Annotated in this window: 17 protein-coding genes; 14 read left to right on the top strand and 3 right to left on the bottom strand. The window is 70.4% G+C overall.

The window, feature by feature from the left end; all coding sequences use genetic code 11:
- The first annotated feature begins 284 nt into the window (after nucleotides 1-284).
- From ACQ1RG_RS00480 to ACQ1RG_RS00445, 8 genes are all read left to right on the top strand, one after another.
- On the top strand, nucleotides 285-1418 hold the full coding sequence (locus ACQ1RG_RS00480; RefSeq protein WP_009376170.1) for a GuaB3 family IMP dehydrogenase-related protein: 1134 nt from the start codon (nucleotides 285-287) through the stop codon (nucleotides 1416-1418).
- Between the two features lie 49 nt (nucleotides 1419-1467).
- A complete protein-coding gene (locus ACQ1RG_RS00475) occupies nucleotides 1468-2382 on the top strand; it encodes an SURF1 family protein (RefSeq protein ID WP_009376169.1) in 915 nt (304 codons plus the stop codon).
- On the top strand, nucleotides 2379-2813 hold the full coding sequence (locus tag ACQ1RG_RS00470) for a DUF3817 domain-containing protein (RefSeq protein WP_009376168.1): 435 nt from the start codon (nucleotides 2379-2381) through the stop codon (nucleotides 2811-2813). Before ACQ1RG_RS00475 ends, ACQ1RG_RS00470 begins: the two co-directional genes overlap by 4 nt.
- Nucleotides 2814-2966: 153 nt before the next feature.
- A complete protein-coding gene (guaA, locus tag ACQ1RG_RS00465) occupies nucleotides 2967-4547 on the top strand; it encodes a glutamine-hydrolyzing GMP synthase (protein WP_119296727.1) in 1581 nt (526 codons plus the stop codon).
- A 126-nt stretch (nucleotides 4548-4673) separates the two neighbouring features.
- On the top strand, nucleotides 4674-5321 hold the full coding sequence (locus ACQ1RG_RS00460) for a biotin transporter BioY (RefSeq protein ID WP_193338253.1): 648 nt from the start codon (nucleotides 4674-4676) through the stop codon (nucleotides 5319-5321).
- The gene (locus ACQ1RG_RS00455; protein ID WP_193338252.1) at nucleotides 5318-6136 is read left to right on the top strand and encodes an energy-coupling factor ABC transporter ATP-binding protein; all 819 of its coding nucleotides are present in this window, start codon (nucleotides 5318-5320) and stop codon (nucleotides 6134-6136) included. The genes ACQ1RG_RS00460 and ACQ1RG_RS00455 overlap by 4 nt, the downstream gene beginning before the upstream one ends.
- On the top strand, nucleotides 6129-6809 hold the full coding sequence (locus ACQ1RG_RS00450; protein ID WP_430600412.1) for a CbiQ family ECF transporter T component: 681 nt from the start codon (nucleotides 6129-6131) through the stop codon (nucleotides 6807-6809). The genes ACQ1RG_RS00455 and ACQ1RG_RS00450 overlap by 8 nt, the downstream gene beginning before the upstream one ends.
- A gap of 75 nt (nucleotides 6810-6884) precedes the next feature.
- On the top strand, nucleotides 6885-7433 hold the full coding sequence (locus tag ACQ1RG_RS00445) for a cysteine hydrolase family protein (RefSeq protein ID WP_063249363.1): 549 nt from the start codon (nucleotides 6885-6887) through the stop codon (nucleotides 7431-7433).
- Nucleotides 7434-7519: 86 nt separating this feature from the next.
- Here ACQ1RG_RS00445 and ACQ1RG_RS00440 read toward each other — a convergent pair whose 3' ends face one another.
- Complete coding sequence (locus tag ACQ1RG_RS00440) at nucleotides 7520-8662, bottom strand: glycosyltransferase family 4 protein (RefSeq protein ID WP_101624640.1); 1143 nt, start codon at nucleotides 8660-8662, stop codon at nucleotides 7520-7522.
- Nucleotides 8663-8899: 237 nt separating this feature from the next.
- On the opposite strand from ACQ1RG_RS00440, the gene ACQ1RG_RS00435 reads away from it, so the two are divergent.
- The 4 genes from ACQ1RG_RS00435 to ACQ1RG_RS00420 all read left to right on the top strand — a co-directional run bounded on the left by ACQ1RG_RS00435 (nucleotide 8900) and on the right by ACQ1RG_RS00420 (nucleotide 14020).
- On the top strand, nucleotides 8900-9562 hold the full coding sequence (locus tag ACQ1RG_RS00435) for a hypothetical protein (protein ID WP_063249360.1): 663 nt from the start codon (nucleotides 8900-8902) through the stop codon (nucleotides 9560-9562).
- Nucleotides 9559-10413, top strand: coding sequence for a tRNA pseudouridine(38-40) synthase TruA (truA, locus tag ACQ1RG_RS00430; RefSeq protein ID WP_063249358.1), 855 nt, complete (start codon nucleotides 9559-9561; stop codon nucleotides 10411-10413). The genes ACQ1RG_RS00435 and truA overlap by 4 nt, the downstream gene beginning before the upstream one ends.
- A gap of 186 nt (nucleotides 10414-10599) precedes the next feature.
- Complete coding sequence (locus ACQ1RG_RS00425) at nucleotides 10600-11193, top strand: DUF1269 domain-containing protein (RefSeq protein ID WP_009376141.1); 594 nt, start codon at nucleotides 10600-10602, stop codon at nucleotides 11191-11193.
- Between the two features lie 265 nt (nucleotides 11194-11458).
- Complete coding sequence (locus ACQ1RG_RS00420; protein WP_063249356.1) at nucleotides 11459-14020, top strand: bifunctional metallophosphatase/5'-nucleotidase; 2562 nt, start codon at nucleotides 11459-11461, stop codon at nucleotides 14018-14020.
- Nucleotides 14021-14112: 92 nt separating this feature from the next.
- Here the strand turns inward: ACQ1RG_RS00420 and ACQ1RG_RS00415 are convergent, their stop codons facing one another.
- The gene (locus ACQ1RG_RS00415; protein WP_430600410.1) at nucleotides 14113-16530 is read right to left on the bottom strand and encodes a hypothetical protein; all 2418 of its coding nucleotides are present in this window, start codon (nucleotides 16528-16530) and stop codon (nucleotides 14113-14115) included.
- On the bottom strand, nucleotides 16527-19124 hold the full coding sequence (locus ACQ1RG_RS00410; RefSeq protein ID WP_236586971.1) for a hypothetical protein: 2598 nt from the start codon (nucleotides 19122-19124) through the stop codon (nucleotides 16527-16529). The genes ACQ1RG_RS00415 and ACQ1RG_RS00410 overlap by 4 nt, the downstream gene beginning before the upstream one ends.
- Before the next feature lie 271 nt (nucleotides 19125-19395).
- On the opposite strand from ACQ1RG_RS00410, the gene rplM reads away from it, so the two are divergent.
- Both rplM and rpsI read left to right on the top strand, forming a co-directional pair.
- The gene (gene rplM / locus ACQ1RG_RS00405) at nucleotides 19396-19839 is read left to right on the top strand and encodes a 50S ribosomal protein L13 (RefSeq protein WP_009376130.1); all 444 of its coding nucleotides are present in this window, start codon (nucleotides 19396-19398) and stop codon (nucleotides 19837-19839) included.
- Nucleotides 19840-19872: 33 nt separating this feature from the next.
- Nucleotides 19873-20376, top strand: coding sequence for a 30S ribosomal protein S9 (gene rpsI / locus ACQ1RG_RS00400; RefSeq protein WP_009376128.1), 504 nt, complete (start codon nucleotides 19873-19875; stop codon nucleotides 20374-20376).
- The last annotated feature ends 104 nt before the right edge of the window (nucleotides 20377-20480 follow it).

Here is a 20480-nt window from a genome sequence, read left to right as displayed (position 1 = left end):
CCCTGTCTCACGCGTCACACCGCGGGTTGCGCTTCGCACCTCTCACCGCACGTCGCACCTGTGACCGCACGTCCTCCGCTGCACCGCACGTCCTCCCCGCGGTGGTGCCCACGAGGTGGATCCGAGTCGAAACCGGGCTCAGAATCGCATCGGATCCTCCTCGGGGAGGCGCCGGCGCGGCCGCAGCGTGATCCCGGCGCGGCACCCGAAACGCGGCCGCGCGTGACCCCGAGCCTCACAGCTGCCTGAGACCCGGCTGAGTCCCGGTGGGATAGGCTGTGCGCGTGAGTTCTGAAATCGAGATCGGCAAAGGCAAGCGCGGTCGTCGCGGGTATTCGCTCGACGACATCGCGATCATCCCCGCACGTCGCACGCGCGACCCCGAGGACGTCTCCCTGTCGTGGCAGATCGATGCCTACCACTTCGATCTCCCCTTCATCGGCGCTCCCATGGACTCCGCGATGTCCCCGGACACCGCGATCTCCCTCGGCAGGCTCGGCGGCCTCGGCGTCCTCGACCTCGAAGGCCTGTGGACCCGCTATGAGGATCCCGCCCCCCTGCTCGCCGAGATCGCCCAGCTGCCCGGTGACATGGCGACCGCCCGGATGCAGGAGCTCTACTCGGAGCCGATCCGCGCCGACCTCATCACCGCCCGCCTCGAGGAGATCCGCGAAGCGGGCGTCACCGTGGCCGGTGCCCTGACCCCGCAGCGGACCCAGCAGTTCTACAAGACCGTCGTCGATGCCGGCGTCGACATCTTCGTCATCCGCGGCACGACCGTCTCGGCCGAGCACGTCTCCTCGCAGGCCGAGCCGCTCAACCTCAAGCAGTTCATCTACGAACTCGACGTCCCCGTCATCGTCGGCGGTGCCGCGACGTACACGGCCGCCCTCCACCTCATGCGCACCGGTGCGGCCGGCGTCCTCGTCGGCTTCGGCGGGGGAGCGGCGGCGACGACGCGGCGCACGCTGGGCATCCACGCACCCATGGCCACGGCCATCGCCGATGTCCACGCCGCCAGGCGTGACTACATGGACGAGTCCGGCGGCCGCTACGTCCATGTCATCGCCGACGGCGGACTGGGCACGAGCGGGGAGATCGTCAAGGCCTTCGGCGTCGGCGCCGACGCCGTCATGCTCGGCACCGCCCTCGCCCGCGCCACCGAGGCGCCCGGGCGCGGGATGCACTGGGGCGCCGAGGCCCACCACCCGCAGCTGCCGCGCGGCCACCGCGTCGAGCTCGGCACCGTCGGCAGCCTCGAGCAGGTCCTCTTCGGTCCCGGGCGCACGGCGATCGGCGAGCTCAACCTCGCCGGTGCTCTGCGCCGGGCGCTCGCGACCACCGGGTACGTCGACCTCAAGGAGTTCCAGCGCGTCGACGTCACCGTCTCGCCCTACCAGCCTGGATCGGTGGTCTGATCTGTTCCGTCTGGCCCTCACTCCCAAATGGCTGGGGTCGCTGCTCTTCGTGCTCGTCCTCGTCAGCTGCTTCGTCGGCCTCTCGGCGTGGCAGGTCGACCGGGCGCAGCACAAGAACGACGTCGTCGCGGCCGCAGACGTCGATGAGCTCAAACCGTTCAACGACGTCATGGGCGCGCAGGCGCCGATGCCCGGCATCCTCGCCGACCAGCGGGTCTCGCTGACCGGCCGGTGGCTGCCCGACGCCCAGGTCGTCCTGCCCGGACGGGTCCAGGACGGCAAGGAGGGCTACTGGGTGGTGACGATGTTCGCTCCCGACGGTGCCCGCCTCGGCGAGGGAGCGGTCGCGGAGACCGAGGGCAAGACGATCGCCATCCCCGTCGTGCGCGGCTTCACCACCGATGAGACCACGGCGATGAACTCCCGTGCCGCGGAGGGGTCGGTCGAGATGGAGGCCCGGATCGGACCCGTCGAGGGTCCCGAACCCGGATCGGACCTGCCCGAGGGGCAGGTGCGCACGGTCTCGACCTCGCAGCTGATCAACCTCTTCCCCGACCTCCTCACCTACTCGGGATTCCTCATTCCCGAGACCGAGGCCGGCGCAGGCGCCTCGGTGGGCACCGGCGGACTCGTCCAGGTGCCGACGACGACGACCCGCGACGAGGGCGGATTCGACATCCAGTCGGCCGTCTACGCGATCGAATGGCTGATCTTCGCAGCGATGGCCCTCTACATGTGGTGGCAGCTGCTCCGTGACGATTACCTCGGCCGCCGCCTCGGCGACGGAGATCCACAGGGCTCGACAGGCGACGTCGAGTACGTCGTCGTCAAGCCCGCAGGCGAGTCGCGGATCGACCCCGAGGTGATGTCCGGGCTCACCGGACTGCCCGCACACCGGCACGGCGGGACGAAGCCGCGCAGGCACCGAGACCAGAGAACACCGACCGGAGGACCCGAAGCGTGAGCGACGACCCGAACCTCGATTCCCGCCCCGAGATCGATGAGGCCAACGTGTGGAGCGTCAAGCGCTTCACCTCGGCGCGCAATGCGCTGAAGTTCTACCGTGTGATGGCGATCATCACGGGCACCATGCTCATGATCCTCACGGTCGAGATGATCTACAAGTACCTCATCGCCGCCGACCCGAAGACCGCGCTGATGTTCGGCGACTTCAACCTCGCCGCCGCAATCGCCATCAGCCACGGCTGGTGCTACGTCGTCTACCTCATCGGCTGCTTCTGGCTCAACCAGCAGATGCGGTGGAGCCTCGGCCGCTACCTCGTCCTCGCGCTCGCCGGCGTCGTGCCCGTGATGTCGTTCATCCTCGAACGCCGCATCCACCGTCAGGTCGAAGCCGAACTCGCCGCAGCGGTCGTCGTCGCCCCGAAGAGCTGAGACCCGCCCCGAAGTGCTGAGACCCAGCCCGAAGAGCTGAGACCCAGCCCGAAGAGCTGAGCCGAGCCCCGGCACCGCGCCCCGCAGCAGGCGTCGAAGTGCGCCCGAACCCGCGGTTCGGGAGGTGCGCCGACGCCGTCTAGAATTGGGCGCATGACGCAAACCCAGAGCACACAGGTGCCTCCTGTCCTCGTGGTCGACTTCGGCGCGCAGTACGCGCAGCTCATCGCCCGCCGGATCCGCGAGGCGGGACTGTATTCCGAGATCATCGCCCATGACACCCCGGCGGCCGAGTTCGCGGCCAAGAACCCGGTGGCCATCGTGCTCTCCGGTGGACCCTCGAGCGTCAACGACGAGGCCGCCCCGCCCTTCGACACGGCCGTCTTCGACCTCGGGGTGCCGACGATGGGCATCTGCTACGGCTTCCAGCTCATGTCGACGAGCCTCGGCGGACGGGTGGCGAAGACCGACAAGCGCGAGTACGGGTCGACCCCGGTCACCGTCGCCGACCAGGGTGCGCTGCTCGCCGAGACGCCCGACGCCTACAAGGTCTGGATGTCCCACGGGGACTCCGTCGCCGAGGCGCCCGCGGACTTCACGGTCCTCGCCTCGACCCCGGACACCCCGGTCGCGGCCTTCGAGCACGCTGAGCGCCGCTTCGCCGGCGTCCAGTGGCACCCCGAGGTCCTCCACTCCGAGAACGGGCAGAAGATCCTCGAGAACTTCCTCTACCGCGTCGCCGGCCTCGACGCCGACTGGACGAACGAGTCCGTCATCGACGAGCAGGTCGAACTCATCCGCAACCGGGTCGGCGACAAGCAGGTCATCTGCGCGCTCTCGGGCGGAGTCGACTCCTCGGTCGCCGCCGCCCTCGTCCACAAGGCCATCGGCGACCAGCTCACGTGCGTCTTCGTCGACCACGGACTGCTGCGCGAAGGCGAGCGGGAACAGGTCGAGAACGACTACGTCGACTCGATCGGCGTCCGGCTCGTCACCGTCGACGCCCGGGAGCGGTTCCTCACTCAGCTCGCCGGGGTCACCGACCCGGAGGAGAAGCGGAAGATCATCGGCCGCGAGTTCATCCGCACCTTCGAGCAGGCCGCTGCCGAACTCGTCCGCGAGGCCAAGGACGAGGGCGAGGAGATCGGCTTCCTCGTCCAGGGCACCCTCTACCCCGACGTCGTCGAATCCGGCGGCGGTTCGGGCACGGCGAACATCAAGAGCCACCACAACGTCGGCGGTCTGCCCGAGGACATCCAGTTCCAGCTCATCGAACCCCTGCGCACCCTGTTCAAGGACGAGGTGCGCTCGATCGGCCGCGAGCTCGGCGTGCCCGAGGCGATCGTCTCCCGCCAGCCGTTCCCCGGACCGGGACTCGGCATCCGCATCATCGGCGAGGTCACCGAGGACCGCCTCGCGATCCTCCGCCGTGCCGACGCGATCGCCCGCGAGGAGCTGACCAAGGCCGGCCTCGACGCCGAGATCTGGCAGTGCCCCGTCGTCCTCCTCGCCGACGTCCGCTCCGTCGGCGTCCAGGGCGACGGACGGACCTACGGCCACCCCGTCGTCCTCCGCCCCGTCTCGAGCGAGGACGCGATGACCGCCGACTGGACGCGGATCCCCTACGACACGCTCTCGGTGATCTCGAACCGGATCACCAACGAGGTCGACGACATCAACCGCGTCGTCCTCGACGTCACCTCGAAGCCCCCGGGCACGATCGAATGGGAGTGAGCACCGCTCAGGAGTCCAAGTAGTCGGGGCGCGAACTGTGCCCCGCCGACAACTCCTGAACGGTGTTCAGTTAGGGTGGGGTCAGCCCGGGTGGGACCCGGGCCAGACCCGACCCACGGAGAACTCATGACACACGCATCGTCCAGCCCCGCCTCGGCGGCATCCGTCTCGCCCAAGCCCGCGAGCCGGGCCGGTGACATCGCCCTCATCGCCGTCTTCGCCGCCCTCATCGCCGCGTTCGCGATGCTCCCGCCCATCCCCGTCGGCCCGCTCGGGGTGCCGATCACCCTGCAGACCTTCGCGATCGCGCTCACCGGACTCGTCCTCGGACCGTGGCGGGCTGCGGCCGCGACCGGCCTCTACGTCGTCCTCGGCCTCATCGGACTCCCGATCTTCTCCGGGATGCGCGGGGGCATCGCCGTCCTCGCCGGCCCGAGCGCCGGCTACATCCTCGCCTTCACCCTCTACGCGCTCGCCGCCGGAATCGCCGCCCGCTGGGCGCTGCGCCGGTTCCGCGGCGGACGCCTGTGGGCCGCGATGTTCGTCGGCGCCCTGGCCGCGAGCCTGCTCATCGTCCATCCCCTCGGCATCCTCGGGATGTCGATCAACGGCGACCTCCCGCTCGGCGTCGCCGCCGCAGCCGACCTCATCTACTGGCCCGGCGACATCGTCAAGACCGTCCTCTCCGTGTCCGTGGCCCTCCTCATCCACCGCGCCTTCCCCGACATCCTCCGTCGCCGAGGCGCACGCCCCCAGGTGACGGACACGCCGTGATCCTGCGCCGCCGACCTGAGCGCTCTGCCGGTTCCCCTCCGCCCGCCGAGGCGGGGGCCGGGTCCGCCGCGTCCGCCGAGGCGGGGGTCCGGGAGATCGCCCTGACCGGGGTGTCCGTCGGCGTCATCGACGACACCCCCGACGGCGAGGCGCACCGGTCGATCCTCGACGGCGTCGACCTGCGGCTGAGCGAACCCTCGGTCGCCGTCATCGGCGCCAACGGCTCGGGAAAGTCGACGCTGCTCCAGCTCCTCAACGGCCTCGTCACCGCAAGCGCCGGGCAGGTCCTCATCGACGGCCTCGATCCGGCCAGGCATCCCGCCGATGTGCGTGCCCGGGTGGGGTTCGTCTTCACCGATCCGGCGGCTCAGCTCGTCATGCCCACCCCGCTCGAGGACATCGAGCTCTCCCTGCGCAGGCGGGTGCCCCGCGGGCAGCGGCGGGCGCCGGCACTGACCGTCCTCGACGAACTCGGGATCGCCGATCTCGCCGACCGCAGCGTCTACGAGCTCTCCGGAGGCCAGCGTCAGCTCGTCGCGCTCGCAGCCGTCCTCGCCGTCGACCCGCAGATCCTCGTCCTCGACGAGCCGACGACCCTGCTCGATCTGCGCAATCGAGAGCGCCTGCGCACCCGTCTGGCCGACCTCGTCGAGCGGCGCGGGGTGCGCATCGTCTTCTCCACCCACGACCTTGAGTTCGCCTCGATCGCCGACCGCGCGATCGTCGTCGACGACGGACGCATCGCCTGGGACTCCACCCCCGCCGAGGCGGTCGCCGCCTACCGGGAGATCATCATGAGCGAGACCCATGAGTGAGGCTCCCCCGACGCGTTCGCGGCCGAGGCCGAGTCGGCGCGCCGGCAGACGCACCGGCATCCGAACGCGTCCCCAGCTCTTCGGCCGGGTCGTGCGGACGTCGACGTGGCTCCACCGCGTGCCGACGGGATGGAAGCTCGCGGCGATCGCCGTCATCGGGCTGACCGCACTCGTCTTCCGCAACGGAGTCGTCAACTGGTCGATCTTCGTCGTCCTCGTCGTCCTCGGACTGAGCGCGCGGCTCCCGCTGCGCCGCTTCCTCATCCCGTGGGCCTACGCGGCGGTCCTCGTCGCCATCGTCATCGGACTCCAGTACCTCTTCGGCAACCTCGAGGCGGGGCTCGTCGTCGCCGGCACCGTCTTCGCGTGCGTCCAGGCGGCGCTCCTGCTCACCCTGACGACGACGATCGGCGAGCTCCTCGACGCCTTCGCGGTCATCGTCTCCCCGTTGCGCCGCCTCGGCGTCGATCCCGGGGTCATCGCGCTCACGGCGAGCCTCATGGTCCGGGCGATCTCCCATCTCTCGGGTCTGCTCGCCGAGGCGGACCGGGCTGCCCGCGCCCGTGGCCTCGAGACGAGCCTCAAGGCACGGGTCGTCCCCGCGATCCTCCGCTCGGTCAAGTACGCGCAGGACACCGGGCGGGCGCTCGACGCCCGCGGCATCGTCGACTGACGTTCGCCTCAGCGTCGCGCAGGAGGGGTATCCTCGGGCATGCAGGCCGCCTGACCTGCAGAAGAGGAGCGAATCATGACCGATGGCACTGTCCTGCTCGCCATGGACTTCCAGAACGGCATCGCCGGCGGCCTCGCCGAGGCCCCCATCATGGACCGCGTGCGCGAAGCGCTCGCCCACGCCCGGGAGACCGGGATCCCCGTCGTGTGGGTCCGGGTGGCCCTGCGCCCGGGGTACCCCGAACTGCCCGAGACCTCGCCGTTCCAGCGCATCGCCGCCCTCGGCGACCTCAGCGAGGACAGCGACTCGACGCAGATCCTCGAGGTGCTCGGCCGGAAGGAGGACGAACCGCTCGTGACCAAGCGCCGCGTCGGCGCATTCTCCGGCAGCGACCTCGCCACCGTCCTCGCGGGCCTCGGGGCGACGAACCTCGTCCTCACCGGCGTGGCCACCCGCGGTGTCGTGCTTGCGACGTGGCGACAGGCCGCCGACCTCGACTTCGGCGTCACGGTGCTCTCCGATGCCTGCGCCGATCCCGACCCGGAGGTCCATCGCGTGCTCACCGAGGAGGTCTTCCCGTGGCAGTCCGACGTCCTCACCGTCGCGGAATGGACGGGGAAGTGACGCCCTGAGCCACCGAGACCGCCGAGACCGACACTAAGAAGCGTCGGTCTCGGCGCGAAGTGTCCGGCTCGGCGCGAGGAGGGTTCTCAGCGGGCGGTCGTGCCCTCGGCACCGGCCCAGGAGAGGACCGTGAAGCTGCGACCCATCACCTGCGGGGCCGGGTTCTCGATCGCCCGCGAGTAGTGGCCGACGAGCTGTGAGCACACGCTCTTCCACGAACGGCTGAGGACCTGCTCGCGGCCGGCGATGCCGAAGGCCCGACGCTTCGCCTCGTCGCCGAGGAGGTCGACGACGTGGGCACGCATGGCAGGGAGATCCTTCGGCGTGTAGAGCCATCCCGTGCGGGAGGAGTCGACGAGGTCGAGGGGACCGCCGCGGGCCGGGGCGATGACCGGGACTTCGGAGGCCATGGCCTCCTGGATCGTCTGGCAGAACGTCTCGAGCTCGCCGGGGGCGACCATGAGGTCGAAGCTCGCGACCGCCTGGGCGAGTGCGTCGCCGCCGAGGAACCCGGTGAAGTGGGCGCTCGGCAGGAGCCGCTCGAGCTTCGCCCGCCACGGACCGTCACCGACGATGACGAGCTTCGCATCGGGGATGTCGGCGAGCACCGCGAGGTCCTCGACCTGCTTCTCGGCGGCCAGCCTGCCGACGAAGCCGATGATCCGCTCCCCGTTCGGTGCCACCGACCGTCGCCACTGCTCGGAGCGGTGGGACGGGTCGAAACGGGTCGAATCGACGCCGCGCGCCCAGTGGTCGACCTCGGCGACGCCGAGCCTGCGCAGCTGATCGATCGTGTACGACGACGGGGCGAGTGTGAGCGAGGCGTGCTGGTGGAGGTTGCGGACGTGGGTCCAGAGCACCGCCTCGATGCCGTGCATGCCGTAGCGGGCGGCGTAGGCGGGGACCTCGGTCTGGTAGATCGCCACGGTCGGCAGACCGAGGCTCTGCGCGGCGAGCACACCGCGCCACCCGAGGACGAAGGGGCTGGCCAGGTGGACGACGTCGGGGGAGAACCGCTCGAGGAGGCGGCGGATGCGGGTGACGCCGCCCGGGGCGACGCGGATGCGCCGGTACTTCGGCAGGGCGATCGAGGGGACCCGGACGATCTTCGCGCCGGAGACCTCTTTGGGTCCGTCGCGTCGGGTGCCGGGAGCGATGACGAGGACCTCGTCGCCGCGATCGGACAGGTGGTCGAGGACCCGCAGCAGTGAGTGGGTGACCCCGTTCATGTTGGGGAGGAAGGATTCTGCAATGATCGCTACTCTCACACCACCCAGTGGACGCTCCCATGGTGAAGACGCGACGACTCGGAGGCGAAGTGTCGGCGACGAGTTGCCGAAATCAGTTCACTCAGGCAGACGTCCGGTGACCGGTGACCGACCCGTTCGCGGCGGGGGTGAACCCCACGTAAACTTGTACCGCGCCCGCGGGCTGGGCGCGGCCGGCACGAGAGGGGAGGACTGCGCGTGGTCTGGACCATCATCGCCGCCGCTGCGGTCTCCGTCCTCCTCGTCGCTGCGGTCATGCTCACCATCCTTCGGTTCAACCAGCTCTCGATGGCCCGTTCCCTCTGCGACGAGGCCAAACGGCAGCTCGTCGTCGAACTCAAGGCCCGGCACGCCCTCGTCCCCGCCTACATCGGCACCCTGCAGCAGGTGACCACCCGGGACCTGAGCAGCCTCGAACTCGCCCTCGCCTCAGCCGAGCGCGCCGTCTTCGGCCCGCGCGGAGCGGCCGCCGAGAACGCCCTGTCCACGGCGATCGACGGTGCGGCCCTCATCCCGACCACCCCCAGCGGAGGCGCCGACGCGGCCACCTCGGTGCAGGCGGGGATGCGCGACGAGCTCGAGACCACCGTCCTCCTCCTCCATGGCCAGCTCACCGTCCTCTCCGAACGGATCGTCGCCGTGAGCCGGCTCTACAACGCCAACGTCGACCGCTACCACCGGCAGCGCGCCCGCTTCCTCTCCCGCCTCTTCGGCCGCGTCTTCCGCCCCCGGGAGCACTTCACAGAGGACTCCTCCCGAGACGGCACGGACCCCCGTCGCGCCGAGGCGGACGGTCCTGCCGGCACCGAGGGCCGCACCAGCACCGGGGACCGCACCGGCCGGGGAACGGTCGAGGCATGACCCGGTTCCGCATCGACCTCGGCTACCGGGGCACCGACTTCCACGGCTGGGCGAAGCAGCCGGGCCTGCGCACCGTCCAAGGCAAGCTCGAGGACGGTCTGGCCCGGGTCGCCGGCACCGAGGTGGCCGCCGTCGTCGCCGGACGCACCGACGCCGGCGTCCACGCGAGGCGCCAGGTCGTCCACCTCGACCTCGGCGACGAGGCCATCGCCCGGCTCGTCGGACGCTCGTCCCGAACCGCGGAGACGGCGCTGCTCTCGCGTCTGCGCGGGGTGCTCACCGCCGACGGCTCCGACGACCTCGTCGTCCACGCCGTGAGCGAGGCTCCCGCGGACTTCGACGCGCGCTTCTCCGCGCTGTGGCGCTCCTACCGCTACCGCCTCGCCGATCATCGGTCCTTCGTCGATCCGCTCCTCACCGCGGTCACCCCCCGCCACAAGGGCGAACTCGACGCCGAGGCGATGGCCGAGGCCGCCGACGAGGCGCGCGGACTCCACGACTTCCTTCCCTTCTGCAAACCGCGGGAGGGGGCGACGACGATCCGCACCCTCCACGACCTCGACGTCGTCCGCGACGACGACGCCGTGATCACCATCGACCTGCGTGCCGACGCGTTCTGCCATCACATGGTCAGGGCGCTCGTCGGCGGGCTCATCCGGGTCGGGTCGGGAGCGTGGCCGGTCACCCGTCCCGCCGAACTCCTCGCCGAGGCGGATGCCGGGATCGCCCCCGAGGGGCCGATGTTCGTCACCCCCGCCCACGGACTCGTCCTCACCGGGGTCGGCTACCCGGCACCTGAGGACTACGCGGCACGCGCGGCCCAGACGATGGCCCGCCGCGACCTCGACTGACCGCCGCCCTCGACCTCCCACGCGGCCTCGGTCGATCGTCCGCTCGGATCTGAGGGAGTCCTGTGAAAACGATCGTGCTCTGGACCCCTCATCGCAGGGGTGGTTGTCTGGGTGACCCGGCACCGGCGAGCCGAGCCTTCCCCGACCGCCATCCCCACCCATCCGCCATCTGCGAAGGGAAGCGCCATGTCAGAAACCAACATCGTCCTCCTCACCTGGGACAACTCGAGCACCGCCTATGAGGCCTTCAGCAAGTTCCGCGACCTCGACTCCGCAGCGATCACGATCGTCGCCTCCGCCGTCGTCGAACGCAACGATCGCGGTCAGCTGCGTGTCACCGACGGGCAGGACAACGACCTCGGACTCTCCACTCTCGGGGGAGGCGGCATCGGGGCGCTCATCGGCATCCTCGGCGGCCCCCTCGGCGTCCTCCTCGGATTCGCCACCGGTGCCCTCATCGGCTCGACCGTCGACGCCGAGCGCACGTTCGACGCTGACGACGCCCTCACCGTGTTCAGCAGCGCCCTGCCCGCCGGCAGGACCGGCGTCATCGCCGAAGTCGAGGAGACCGATCCCGCCGTTCTCGACGACTTCGCGAAGTCGACGGGTGCCGAGCTCCTGCGTCGGCCCGAGGACGAGGTCCTCGACGAGGTCGCCGCCGCCGAGGACGCGGCGATCGCCGCCGCCGACGCCGCCCGCGAGAAGGCGAAGGAGGCGAAGAAGGCCGAACGCAAGGAGAAGCGCGAGGAGCGCATCGCCAAGATCAAGGCGAAGCTCTGAGCGCACCGCCTCACCGCGATATCAGCACGTCGACGGCGGCGCACGACCCGATCCCCGGGACGTGCGCCGCCGACGCATTCCGGACGCCTGCCTTGTCGTCATTCTCTGGGAGTTTGAGAGGGAACCTCTTCCCAGGTGTGAGATTCCTGTGTAGATTCACGTGTACGTCACTCGTCGTTCGCTTCCCTGCGACACGATGAGTTCGCTCGATCCTCTTCTCAGCCCGCCGTCCGCGGCGGACGTCATGACCAAAGGATGCGAATCTATGTCGACACTCGTCACCAAGGCGCTCGCCGCCGGCGCAGCCGTCACGCTGCTCACCCTGCCCGGCATCGCGCCGACCCATGCGGCACCGCTGGGCAACCCGTCCGAGGAGTCCTCGGCGTCGCAGGGGAACCCGGACCGGGAGTCCTCGATCGGCGCGCCGACGAGCCCCGCCGAGGCGGCCCCGGAGTCGCCGGCCCCCGCTGAGTCCGCCGCCCCCACCGATGCTCCGAGCGCTGACCCCAACGCCGCTCCTGCCGGGACCAAGGTCCAGCTGCTCGGCATCACCGACTTCCACGGACGCATCGTCGAGGCCGGATCTCAGGTCGCCTCGGTCGTCGAGGAGGAGAGGGCGAAGTTCGCCGACGTTCCCGGTGCCGCCGGAACGGCCTTCCTCTCCGCCGGCGACAGCATCGGCGCCTCGACCTACGTCTCCTCCTCACAGAACGACTCGCCGACGATCGACGTGCTCAACGCCATCGGACTCCAGGGCTCGGCGACCGGCAACCACGAATACGACAAGGGCATCGACGACCTCACCGGACGGGTGTCCGCCGAAGCCGACTTCCCCTACCTCGCCGCGAACGTCTACGACAAGGGCACGACGAACGTCGTCGACGGGCTCGACGCCTACACGACGCTCGACGTCGGAGGCGTCAAGGTCGCCGTCATCGGCGTCGTCACGCAGGACACGACCTCGCTCGTCTCACCTGACGGCATCGCCGACGTCGACTTCGGTGACCCCACCGACGCGGTCAACCGGGTCGCCGACGAACTCGAGGCGCTGCCGGAGGAGGAGAAGCCGGACATGACGGTCGTCGAGGCCCACCTCGGCGCCTCGTCGACGGAGAGCCTCGAGGCGGCAGAGGCCTCGAACGCCGAGTTCAAGAAGCTCGTCACCGAGGCCGACCCCTCGGTCGACGCGATGCTCACCGGCCACACCCATCTGCCGTCGTCCTTCGACGCCCCGGTGCCGGGTGATCCCGAGCGCACGCGCCCGGTCATCCAGGCCGGCAACTACGGATCGGTCGTCGGTCAGCTCCAGCTCGAATCCCTGGGCAACGGCGACTGGACGACCGCGACCTCGGAGCTCCTCTCCACCGAGGACAAGGACTACGCGTCCCCGGTCGTCGACGAGGTCAAGCAGATCATCGCCGACGCCGACGAGAAGGCCAAGGGACCGGGATCCGTCGTCGCGGGCACGATCACCGAGGACATCACGCGCGCCTTCAAGGACGATTCGGAGGACCGCGGTGCCGAGAGCACGCTCGGCAACCTCGTCGCCGATGCGCTCAAGGACGGCGTCGGGGACTCCCAGCTCGCGCCCGCGGACTTCGGCATCACGAACCCCGGGGGTCTGCGCACGGACCTCAAGTGCGATGACATCTACAACACGGAGAAGCGCTGCGAGGTCACCGCTGCCGAACTCAACGCGGTCCTCCCGTTCGCCAACGACCACGGCGTCGTGACGATGAAGGGCGCGGATGTCATCGGTCTCTTCGAGGAGCAGTGGCAGCCCGCAGGCGCCTCGCGGCCGTTCCTCCACCTCGGCATCTCGAAGGAGCTCGACGTCGTCTACGATTCGAGCGCCGAGGCCGGGAAGCGCGTGAAGTCGGTCAAGGTCAACGGCGAGGAGATCGACCCGAACCGGGACTACCGGGTCGCGACCCTGAGCTTCCTCGCCGCAGGCGGCGACAACTTCTCCTCGTTCGCGAAGGGGACGTTCGAACAGTCCGGACTCACCGACTTCGAGACGTGGACGAAGTACTTCAACGACAACTCGCCGGTCGCCCCCGACAAGACCGAGCGGCAGGCCGACGCCGCGAAGGACGTCATCGCGAACGGCGAACTCAATGTCGACTTCACGGCTCCTGCCGACGGCATCGCTGCGGGAGGCTCGGGTGAATTCCTCCTCACCACCGACGCGAAGGCCGAGGTGCCCGGTCCAGTCGACGTCACCGTCGACGTGCCCGAGGGCTTCACCGTCGAGGCGGGGAAGGCGCAGTCGGCAACGGCGCCCGCGGCGACCGTGAAGCAGGAGGCCGGTCAGGCGACGATCACCCTCGAGTCGATCCCGGCCGGCCAGTCAGAGGTGCCCATCACGGTCAGCGCCCCCGAAGACGCCTCCGGGGAGGTCACGGCCACCGCGACGCTCCTCGCCGGTGAGGCCGAATGGTGGGATGACAACCCGCTGCCGCTGCCGCACGCGTTCGAGGCGACCGCGGACGTCACCGCCGGTGCCGGCGCCGATGCGGGTGCCGACGGAGGTGGCGCTGATGCGGGTGCCGACGGGGGTGCGGGCGCCGACGGCGGCTCGGCCGATGCCTCGGGTGGCGCGAAGGGCTCTGACGGCGGCTCGAACGCCGGCGGATCGTCGTCGGCGGGCGGATCGGCCTCGTCGGCCGGCGGCGGCTCGGAGGCCTCCGCGGGCAAGGACGGGGGAGACCTACCGCGCACCGGCTTCGAAGCGATGAACCTCGTTGCCGCGGCGCTCGCCCTCATCATCGCCGGCGGCGCCGTCGTCACCGCGATCCGCAGGAAGAAGGCCGACGCCGAGGTGTGACCTGGCGTTGTGTGAGAGTTCGGACGGGCCGGGGAGGCGACTCCCCGGCCCGTCCGCGTGTCCGGTCCCGGGACCGGAGTGTCCTCGGGTCCTCAGGAGGGTGCGCCGCCTCGGCGCTCGTGTGACCGGTCGCTGAGCCGGCGCGGGTCGGTCGGGGACACACCGTCACGGGCGGTCCGGTCTGCGGTGGTCGATCGTGAGGCCGCGGGCCCGGAATCCGGGGCACTCTCGGCACCGGACGGATTCTCGGCATCGGCCGCAGCCGTGGCACCGGACGGATTCTCGGCACCGGCCGGGGGCGGACCCGCGGGGGTGGTGAGACGGGTGGCGGCAGTCGCCTCGGCGGGGGAGGACGGGGTGCGGAACGTCTCGAGATGGGCGAGGACGGGGACGAGGAAGAGGATGCCGACGGCGGGGACGACGATGCCGGAGTCATTGATGATCGTGCCGACGCCGAGGAGGATCGCGAGGCTGATCATCCCGGCGCGCAGCAGCGGGATCCGGGCGTAGGCGTCGACGAGCCCGCGCAGGCCGAACCGCTGCGGCATGAGCGCGACCCAGAAGACGGCGATGATGACGAGCGGAAGGATGACCGTCATCCACGACTGGGTGAGGATGTCGATGTTCATGTCGATCTTGCGCGCGAGCACACCGAGGGCCTCACCGCTGATGAGGGAGTCGAAGAAGCGGCCGAAGTGGGTGCGCTGGTTCGCCGGTCGCAGCCAGTCGAGGAAGAGGACGAGGAGCATGACGAACCCGGCGATGCCGACGGTGAGGCCGAGCCGTTTGAGCGAGAAGCGGATCCCCGCCGAGGCGAGGGCGAGGTAGGCGACGCCGATGATGAGCGTGGGCACGGACCCGAACTTCGTCCCGAGGCCGGGGGCGGCGAGCAGTGCGCACGAGACGAGCACGGGGACGAGGACGATCGACAGGCGCGCCATCGGGCGTGTCGTCAGCGAGGCGAAGCCCGCGACGGCGAGCAGCAGGGCGCAGCAGTAGAGCGCGAGCGCGGAGTTGCCGATCCCGTAGAAGCGGGAGGCGATGAGCAGCGGTTCGCCGAGCAGCGTCGACATCTGCAGCTGCGAGCCGGTGACGACGTCGTAGCCGAGGACGGTCACGGTGACGACGCAGACGACGAGGACCGGACCGAGACGGTGCCTGCTCCACGGCCCGAGGAGGGCGAGGGCGCCGAGGACGAGCGCCCATCCGACGAGGGCGCCGAGCATCGCGATGTCGGGGTTCGTCGCCCGTTCCCACGGCACCGTGTTGACGAGGTACGTCGAGACGGGCATCGCCGCGAAGACGATGCCGAGCCGATACGCCCCGGAGCGGACGAGCTCCGCGTGCCGCCGACGGAGGAACCACGCGAGGACGAGGAGGACGACCATGAGGGTGGCGACGACGGGGAAGAACCACGTCGAGATCTCGTTCTGCGTCTTCACCGCGACCTGCCGGTCGAGCACCGACTGGTAGCGCGACTCCCACGACCCGCCGGGGGTCGAGCTCATCGGAGCACCGGCGACGTTGCCCATCGGCTCTCCGCCGGAGAGCTGGACGAGCGTCGGCGCGATGTCGGGAACCTGGACGAGACCAGGCTGCCTGGTCGAGGACGAGGTGAGCAGTCCCGGCTTCTCACCGGGCTGGAGCATCATCGTCGCCTGCATCGACGAACCGTCGTGGGTGCCGTCGGCGATCGAGGCGAAGATGACCGGGGAGGTGCCTTCGCCGATGCCGTCGGCGGCGTCGGCGGTCATCCACCCGGTCGCGGAGAGGACCGCTCCGACCCGACGGTCGAGGTCGCGCAGCGAATAGCCGTCGGCGGCGGAGTTGCCGAGGTCGACGATCGTCAGCTCCCCGGCCTCGGAGGCGGCGGCGGCCCGCGGACCGATGTCGTCGCCGATCGGGGACCACGCCTCGATGCGGCCGGTGGGGTCGGCGGCGGCGATCGCGGCACCGGGACCGAACGCAGAGATCGACGGCACCGCCTCGGCGAGCCCGCCGAGCGCAGCATCGTAGTTGTCGCCCCGAGCGACCTGCGCGTAGACGTCCCAGTCGGCGACCCAGCGGTCGAGCGGCGGCTGCGGCACCCGGCACTGGGGACGAGGTTCGTCGGCGGCGCGCCTGCCCGAGCCGACCGCGAGCCAGCCGTCGACGGGGCAGCTGACCGAGCGGACGCTGCGCGGTGTCATCGTCCCGATCTGCGCGGACTGCATCATCGCCCAGAGGTTCGGCGTCGTCTGCGGGTCGAGGTCCTCGAACTCGAAGCCGGAGGTGCCGATGAGGATCGCTCCGCGGTCGCCGGTGCTCGTCGAGGTCGCGCCGGAGTCGGTCGCTCCGGAGCCGACCGGCGGCGAGGAGCCCGCAGGCGGGGTCTCGGATGCCGACCGGCCCGCGGATGGTGTCGGTGCGTCGGCCGCCTGGCTGGCCTGGGGGAGGCCGACGACGAGCACGGCGGCGGCGAGGAGGCCGAAGAGGACCCGGACGAACCAGGAGCGCAGCAACACGGTCATCGCACCGACCCGTTCGTGTCAGTGCCGGGGGTCACACTGGTGCCACGGTCCGCAGTTCGGCCAGCGGATCCGACCCGGCCGGCGGAGGCGCGGCGGTCCGGACCGTTCTCGGCGAGGTCCGGGACGGCACCGCTGAGGCCACGGTCGGCGCAGAGAGCGAGGAGATAGGGAAGGAGGACCATCGCCCCGGTCGAGGGCACGGCGATGCCGGAGTCGGTGAGGACGAGCCCGACGGCGAGACCGGTGACCGCGGCGAGGAATCCCGAGTGGAGGTCCTCGTCGGCGAAGAGGGCGGGAAGGCGCCCCTGCCAGTGGTCGAGCACCGCAGCGGTGCGGGTCCGCCCGCGGAAGCGGGGGAAGTGGAGGAGGTAGCGGAGGAAGAGCAGGATCGCGATGATCGCGAGCGGGGTGACGATCGCGAGCGCGGGGTTGATCTGGATGATGTGGAGGTTGGCGCCGAGCTTGCGGCCGACGACCTGGAGGGCTTCGCCGGTGACGAGCTGATCGAAGAAGTTCCCGAAGTGCGAACGGCTGCCTGCCGGTCGCAGCCAGTCGAGGAACGCGATGCCGAGGAGGACGCCGAGCGAGGCGAGGCCGATGAGTCCGAGGCGGAAGAGCGAGAGGCGGATCCGGCTGACGAGGGCGAGGAGGACGAGCAGTCCGGCCAGGGTGGCGATGGTGCCGCCGAACTTCGCTCCCCAGGACGGGTTCCCGGAGACGAAGACCGCGAGGAGTCCCACGACGGCGGGGACGAGGACGACTGCGCGCGTGCGGCGGGCAGCGCGCAGGCGCGAGACGACGAGACCGAGGAGGATGAAGAGGCTGACGATGAAGATCGCCGCGCCTTGGTTGCCGAGGCCGTAGAACCGGCCGCCGACGATCGGGTTGTAGCCGAGCAGCGAGTTCGCCTGCAGTCGGGAGCCTGTCGCGAGGTCGACGGCGATGACGAGGAGGGTCACGGACGTCAGCGCCCCGACCCGACCGCGCCAGGTCCGTCCCCACGGCGGAAGGAGGGCGATGACGAGCATCGCTGCGGCGCCGATGACCACCGAGACCCCGAGTCCGAGGTCGGGCTCGGGGAAGCGGGCCCACGGGAGGAGCCCGGCGAGGAAGGCGCCCATCGGCACGGTCGCGAGGACGAAGCCGATCCATCCGAGCAGCCGGTGGACCGACAGGCCCTCAGCACCGGCCTGCACGCGCTCGAGGCCGCCGGCCCCTGGCGACTGGCGCAGGCCAGGCACCCGCCGCAGTCCCGGCACCCGCCGCAGTCCCGGCACCCGCGCCAGTCCCGGCACCCAGGCCCGGGTGACGGCCGTGGAGAGGAGGAGACCGCAGAGGATGACGAGGACGTAGAACGCGATGTCGAGGGTGAGGGAGAACGTCGAGAGGTTCTCGTAGACGGTCTCGGCCTTCGTCGCCTCGGTCTCGAGGTCGAGGAGCCTGTCCTCCGTCGACGCTGAGGACGCTGAGACGTCGAAGGTGATCCCGCTCGGCGAATCGATGCCGAGGTGTTCGAGGATGCCCGGCGCGAGATCGGTGAGCTGGAGGAGTGCAGGGCTGCGCGTCGAGGCCGAGGACACGGTCCCGGCGGCGAACCCCGGTCCCGAGCCGATGAAGGCCCGCAGCCTCGGCGATCCCGAACTGTCGCCGAGGCCTGCGACGATGACGGTCGGCGTGCCCTCGGACTGCTCCCGGAGTTCGCCGAGGGCGGCGCCGAGGCGACGGTCGGCCTCCGCGACCGCGGTGCGCCGGTCGTAGTCGACGGGCACGGTGTAGGAGTAGTTGGGGATCGGGTCGTAGAGCCAGGACCGTGAGCCGATCGACCCGAGGTCGATGAGCGAGAGGCGGCAGCCCGCGCCGATCGCATCGTCGGTGTAGTTCCGCACCGCTCCGTCCTCGTCGGCGACGGCGTACGCGGCACCCGGACCCTGGGCGGCCGCGCACGCGTCGAGGCCGCTCGGCGCTGCCGGGGCCTCGCGCACGAGACGGGCGAGCATGCCGTAGTCGACGGTGTACCCGGTGCCCTCGTTCGGCTCCCGGACGGAGGCGAAGTCGGGGATGCGGGCCGCCTCGGCGAGATCTTCGTCACCACCGGCCGCGGACGGGTCGGCTCCCTCAGCCTCGGCGGTGGCACCAGCGGCCGACGTCGGCGCGATGAGGGAGGGGCAGCGCGCGGGGTTGTCGAGGTCGGGTTCGTGCTCCGGCCCCGCCACGGCGCGGGCACCGGCACCGAGCGACAGCCATCCGGAGGCCGGGCACGTGGCCGAGCCGATCGTGCGGACGTTGAGGTTGGCGATCGCCCCGCCTGAGGCGAGCTCGAAGAGGTTGGGGGTGCGTTCCGGGTCGATGTCGCCGATGGTCAGACCCGGTATTCCGAAGACGACCGTCGGATTCCCGGCGGTCGCGGCATCGTCGGCCCCGGCCGCCGGAGGGCTCGGCTGCGAGGACTCCTCGGTGCCCTGCTCCGGCGTCGTCGACGACCAGGCGGGGGTCGCCGGAAGAGCCCCGACGAGTGCCAGGAGCCCGACGACCATTCCCAGCACGAGGATTCGGGCGGCGGGAAGGCGAATGGGCAGGAAGGAGTCAGGCGGCACAGGTCAATGGTATCGGGTAGCGCATCTCACCCCGCTGGCATCGGGCTGGACGTTTGCTCAGCGGGCGCGCGGGCATGTATATTTGATTGTCGTTGTGTGCGCTCGTCGTGCTCCCTTGCATAGCCTCTTGCGTTGCAGGCCCGTAGGTGGGGAAGCAGCTGACGGACGTACCCGATCGAAGACAATCAGCGCGCGGACGAATCAGCCTCACGACCCGATGAGTCCGCAGGCCGCTGGCCCCAGCAACACAGATACGAAAAGAAGGCTACTTTTGCGTACGTACACCCCCAAGCCCGGCGAAGTCGAGCGCCAGTGGCACGTCATCGACGCCACTGACGTCGTGCTCGGTCGTCTTGCCACCCAGGTTGCCCGCCTGCTGCGCGGCAAGCACAAGACCACCTTTGCACCGCACATCGACTCCGGTGACTTCGTCATCATCATCAACGCCGACAAGGTCGCGCTGACCGGCGCGAAGCTCGAGCAGAAGCGCGCTTACCACCACTCGGGCTACCCGGGCGGCCTCAAGAGCGTCAACTACGCCGAGCTGCTCGCCTCCAACCCCGAGCGTGCAGTCGAGAAGGCTGTCGCCGGTATGGTCCCGAAGACTCGTCTCGGACGTGCCCAGATGCGGAAACTCAAGGTCTACGCCGGTGCCGAGCACCCGCACGCCTCGCAGAACCCGCAGCCGTACGAACTCAGCCAGGTCGCGCAGTAAGCGCCGCCGGCCCCAGACCAACCGAGGAGAACCGTGGCTGACACCGCCAACGCGACCGAAGTCGAAGAACTGACCGAATACACCTCCGAGACCCCCGCAGACGCCGGCCTGGGCGACCAGACCGCCGGTGGACGCGGACAGTCCCTCACCGCCCCCGGCAACGGAGTGGGCCGCCGCAAGCAGGCGATCGCCCGCGTCCGCCTCATCCCCGGCTCGGGCGAGTGGACGATCAACGGACGCACTCTCGAAGAGTACTTCCCGAACAAGCTCCACCAGCAGCTCGTCAACGAGCCCTTCCGCCTGCTCGACCTCGAAGGCCGCTTCGACGTCGTCGTGCGGATCTCGGGCGGCGGACCCTCCGGACAGGCCGGTGCCGTCCGTCTGGGCATCGCCCGTTCGCTCAACCAGATCGACGCCGAGTCGAACCGCCCCGAGCTGAAGAAGGCAGGCTTCCTGCGCCGCGACGCCCGCGTCAAGGAACGCAAGAAGGCCGGTCTCAAGAAGGCCCGCAAGGCGCCGCAGTTCTCGAAGCGCTGATCCGGCTCGACCGACCGCGCATGGTCTGCCACTGATGCGCGACCGGTTGTCGCAAGTGCGGCCCCGAACCCGTTCGGGGCCGCACTTCGTGCATTCACGGCCCG

This window comes from Brevibacterium sp. K72 (genome assembly GCF_050562175.1).
GTDB lineage: Bacteria > Actinomycetota > Actinomycetes > Actinomycetales > Brevibacteriaceae > Brevibacterium > Brevibacterium casei.
Note: the sequence above shows the minus strand (reverse complement) of the source record. Positions and strands in the feature narration are given on the sequence as shown.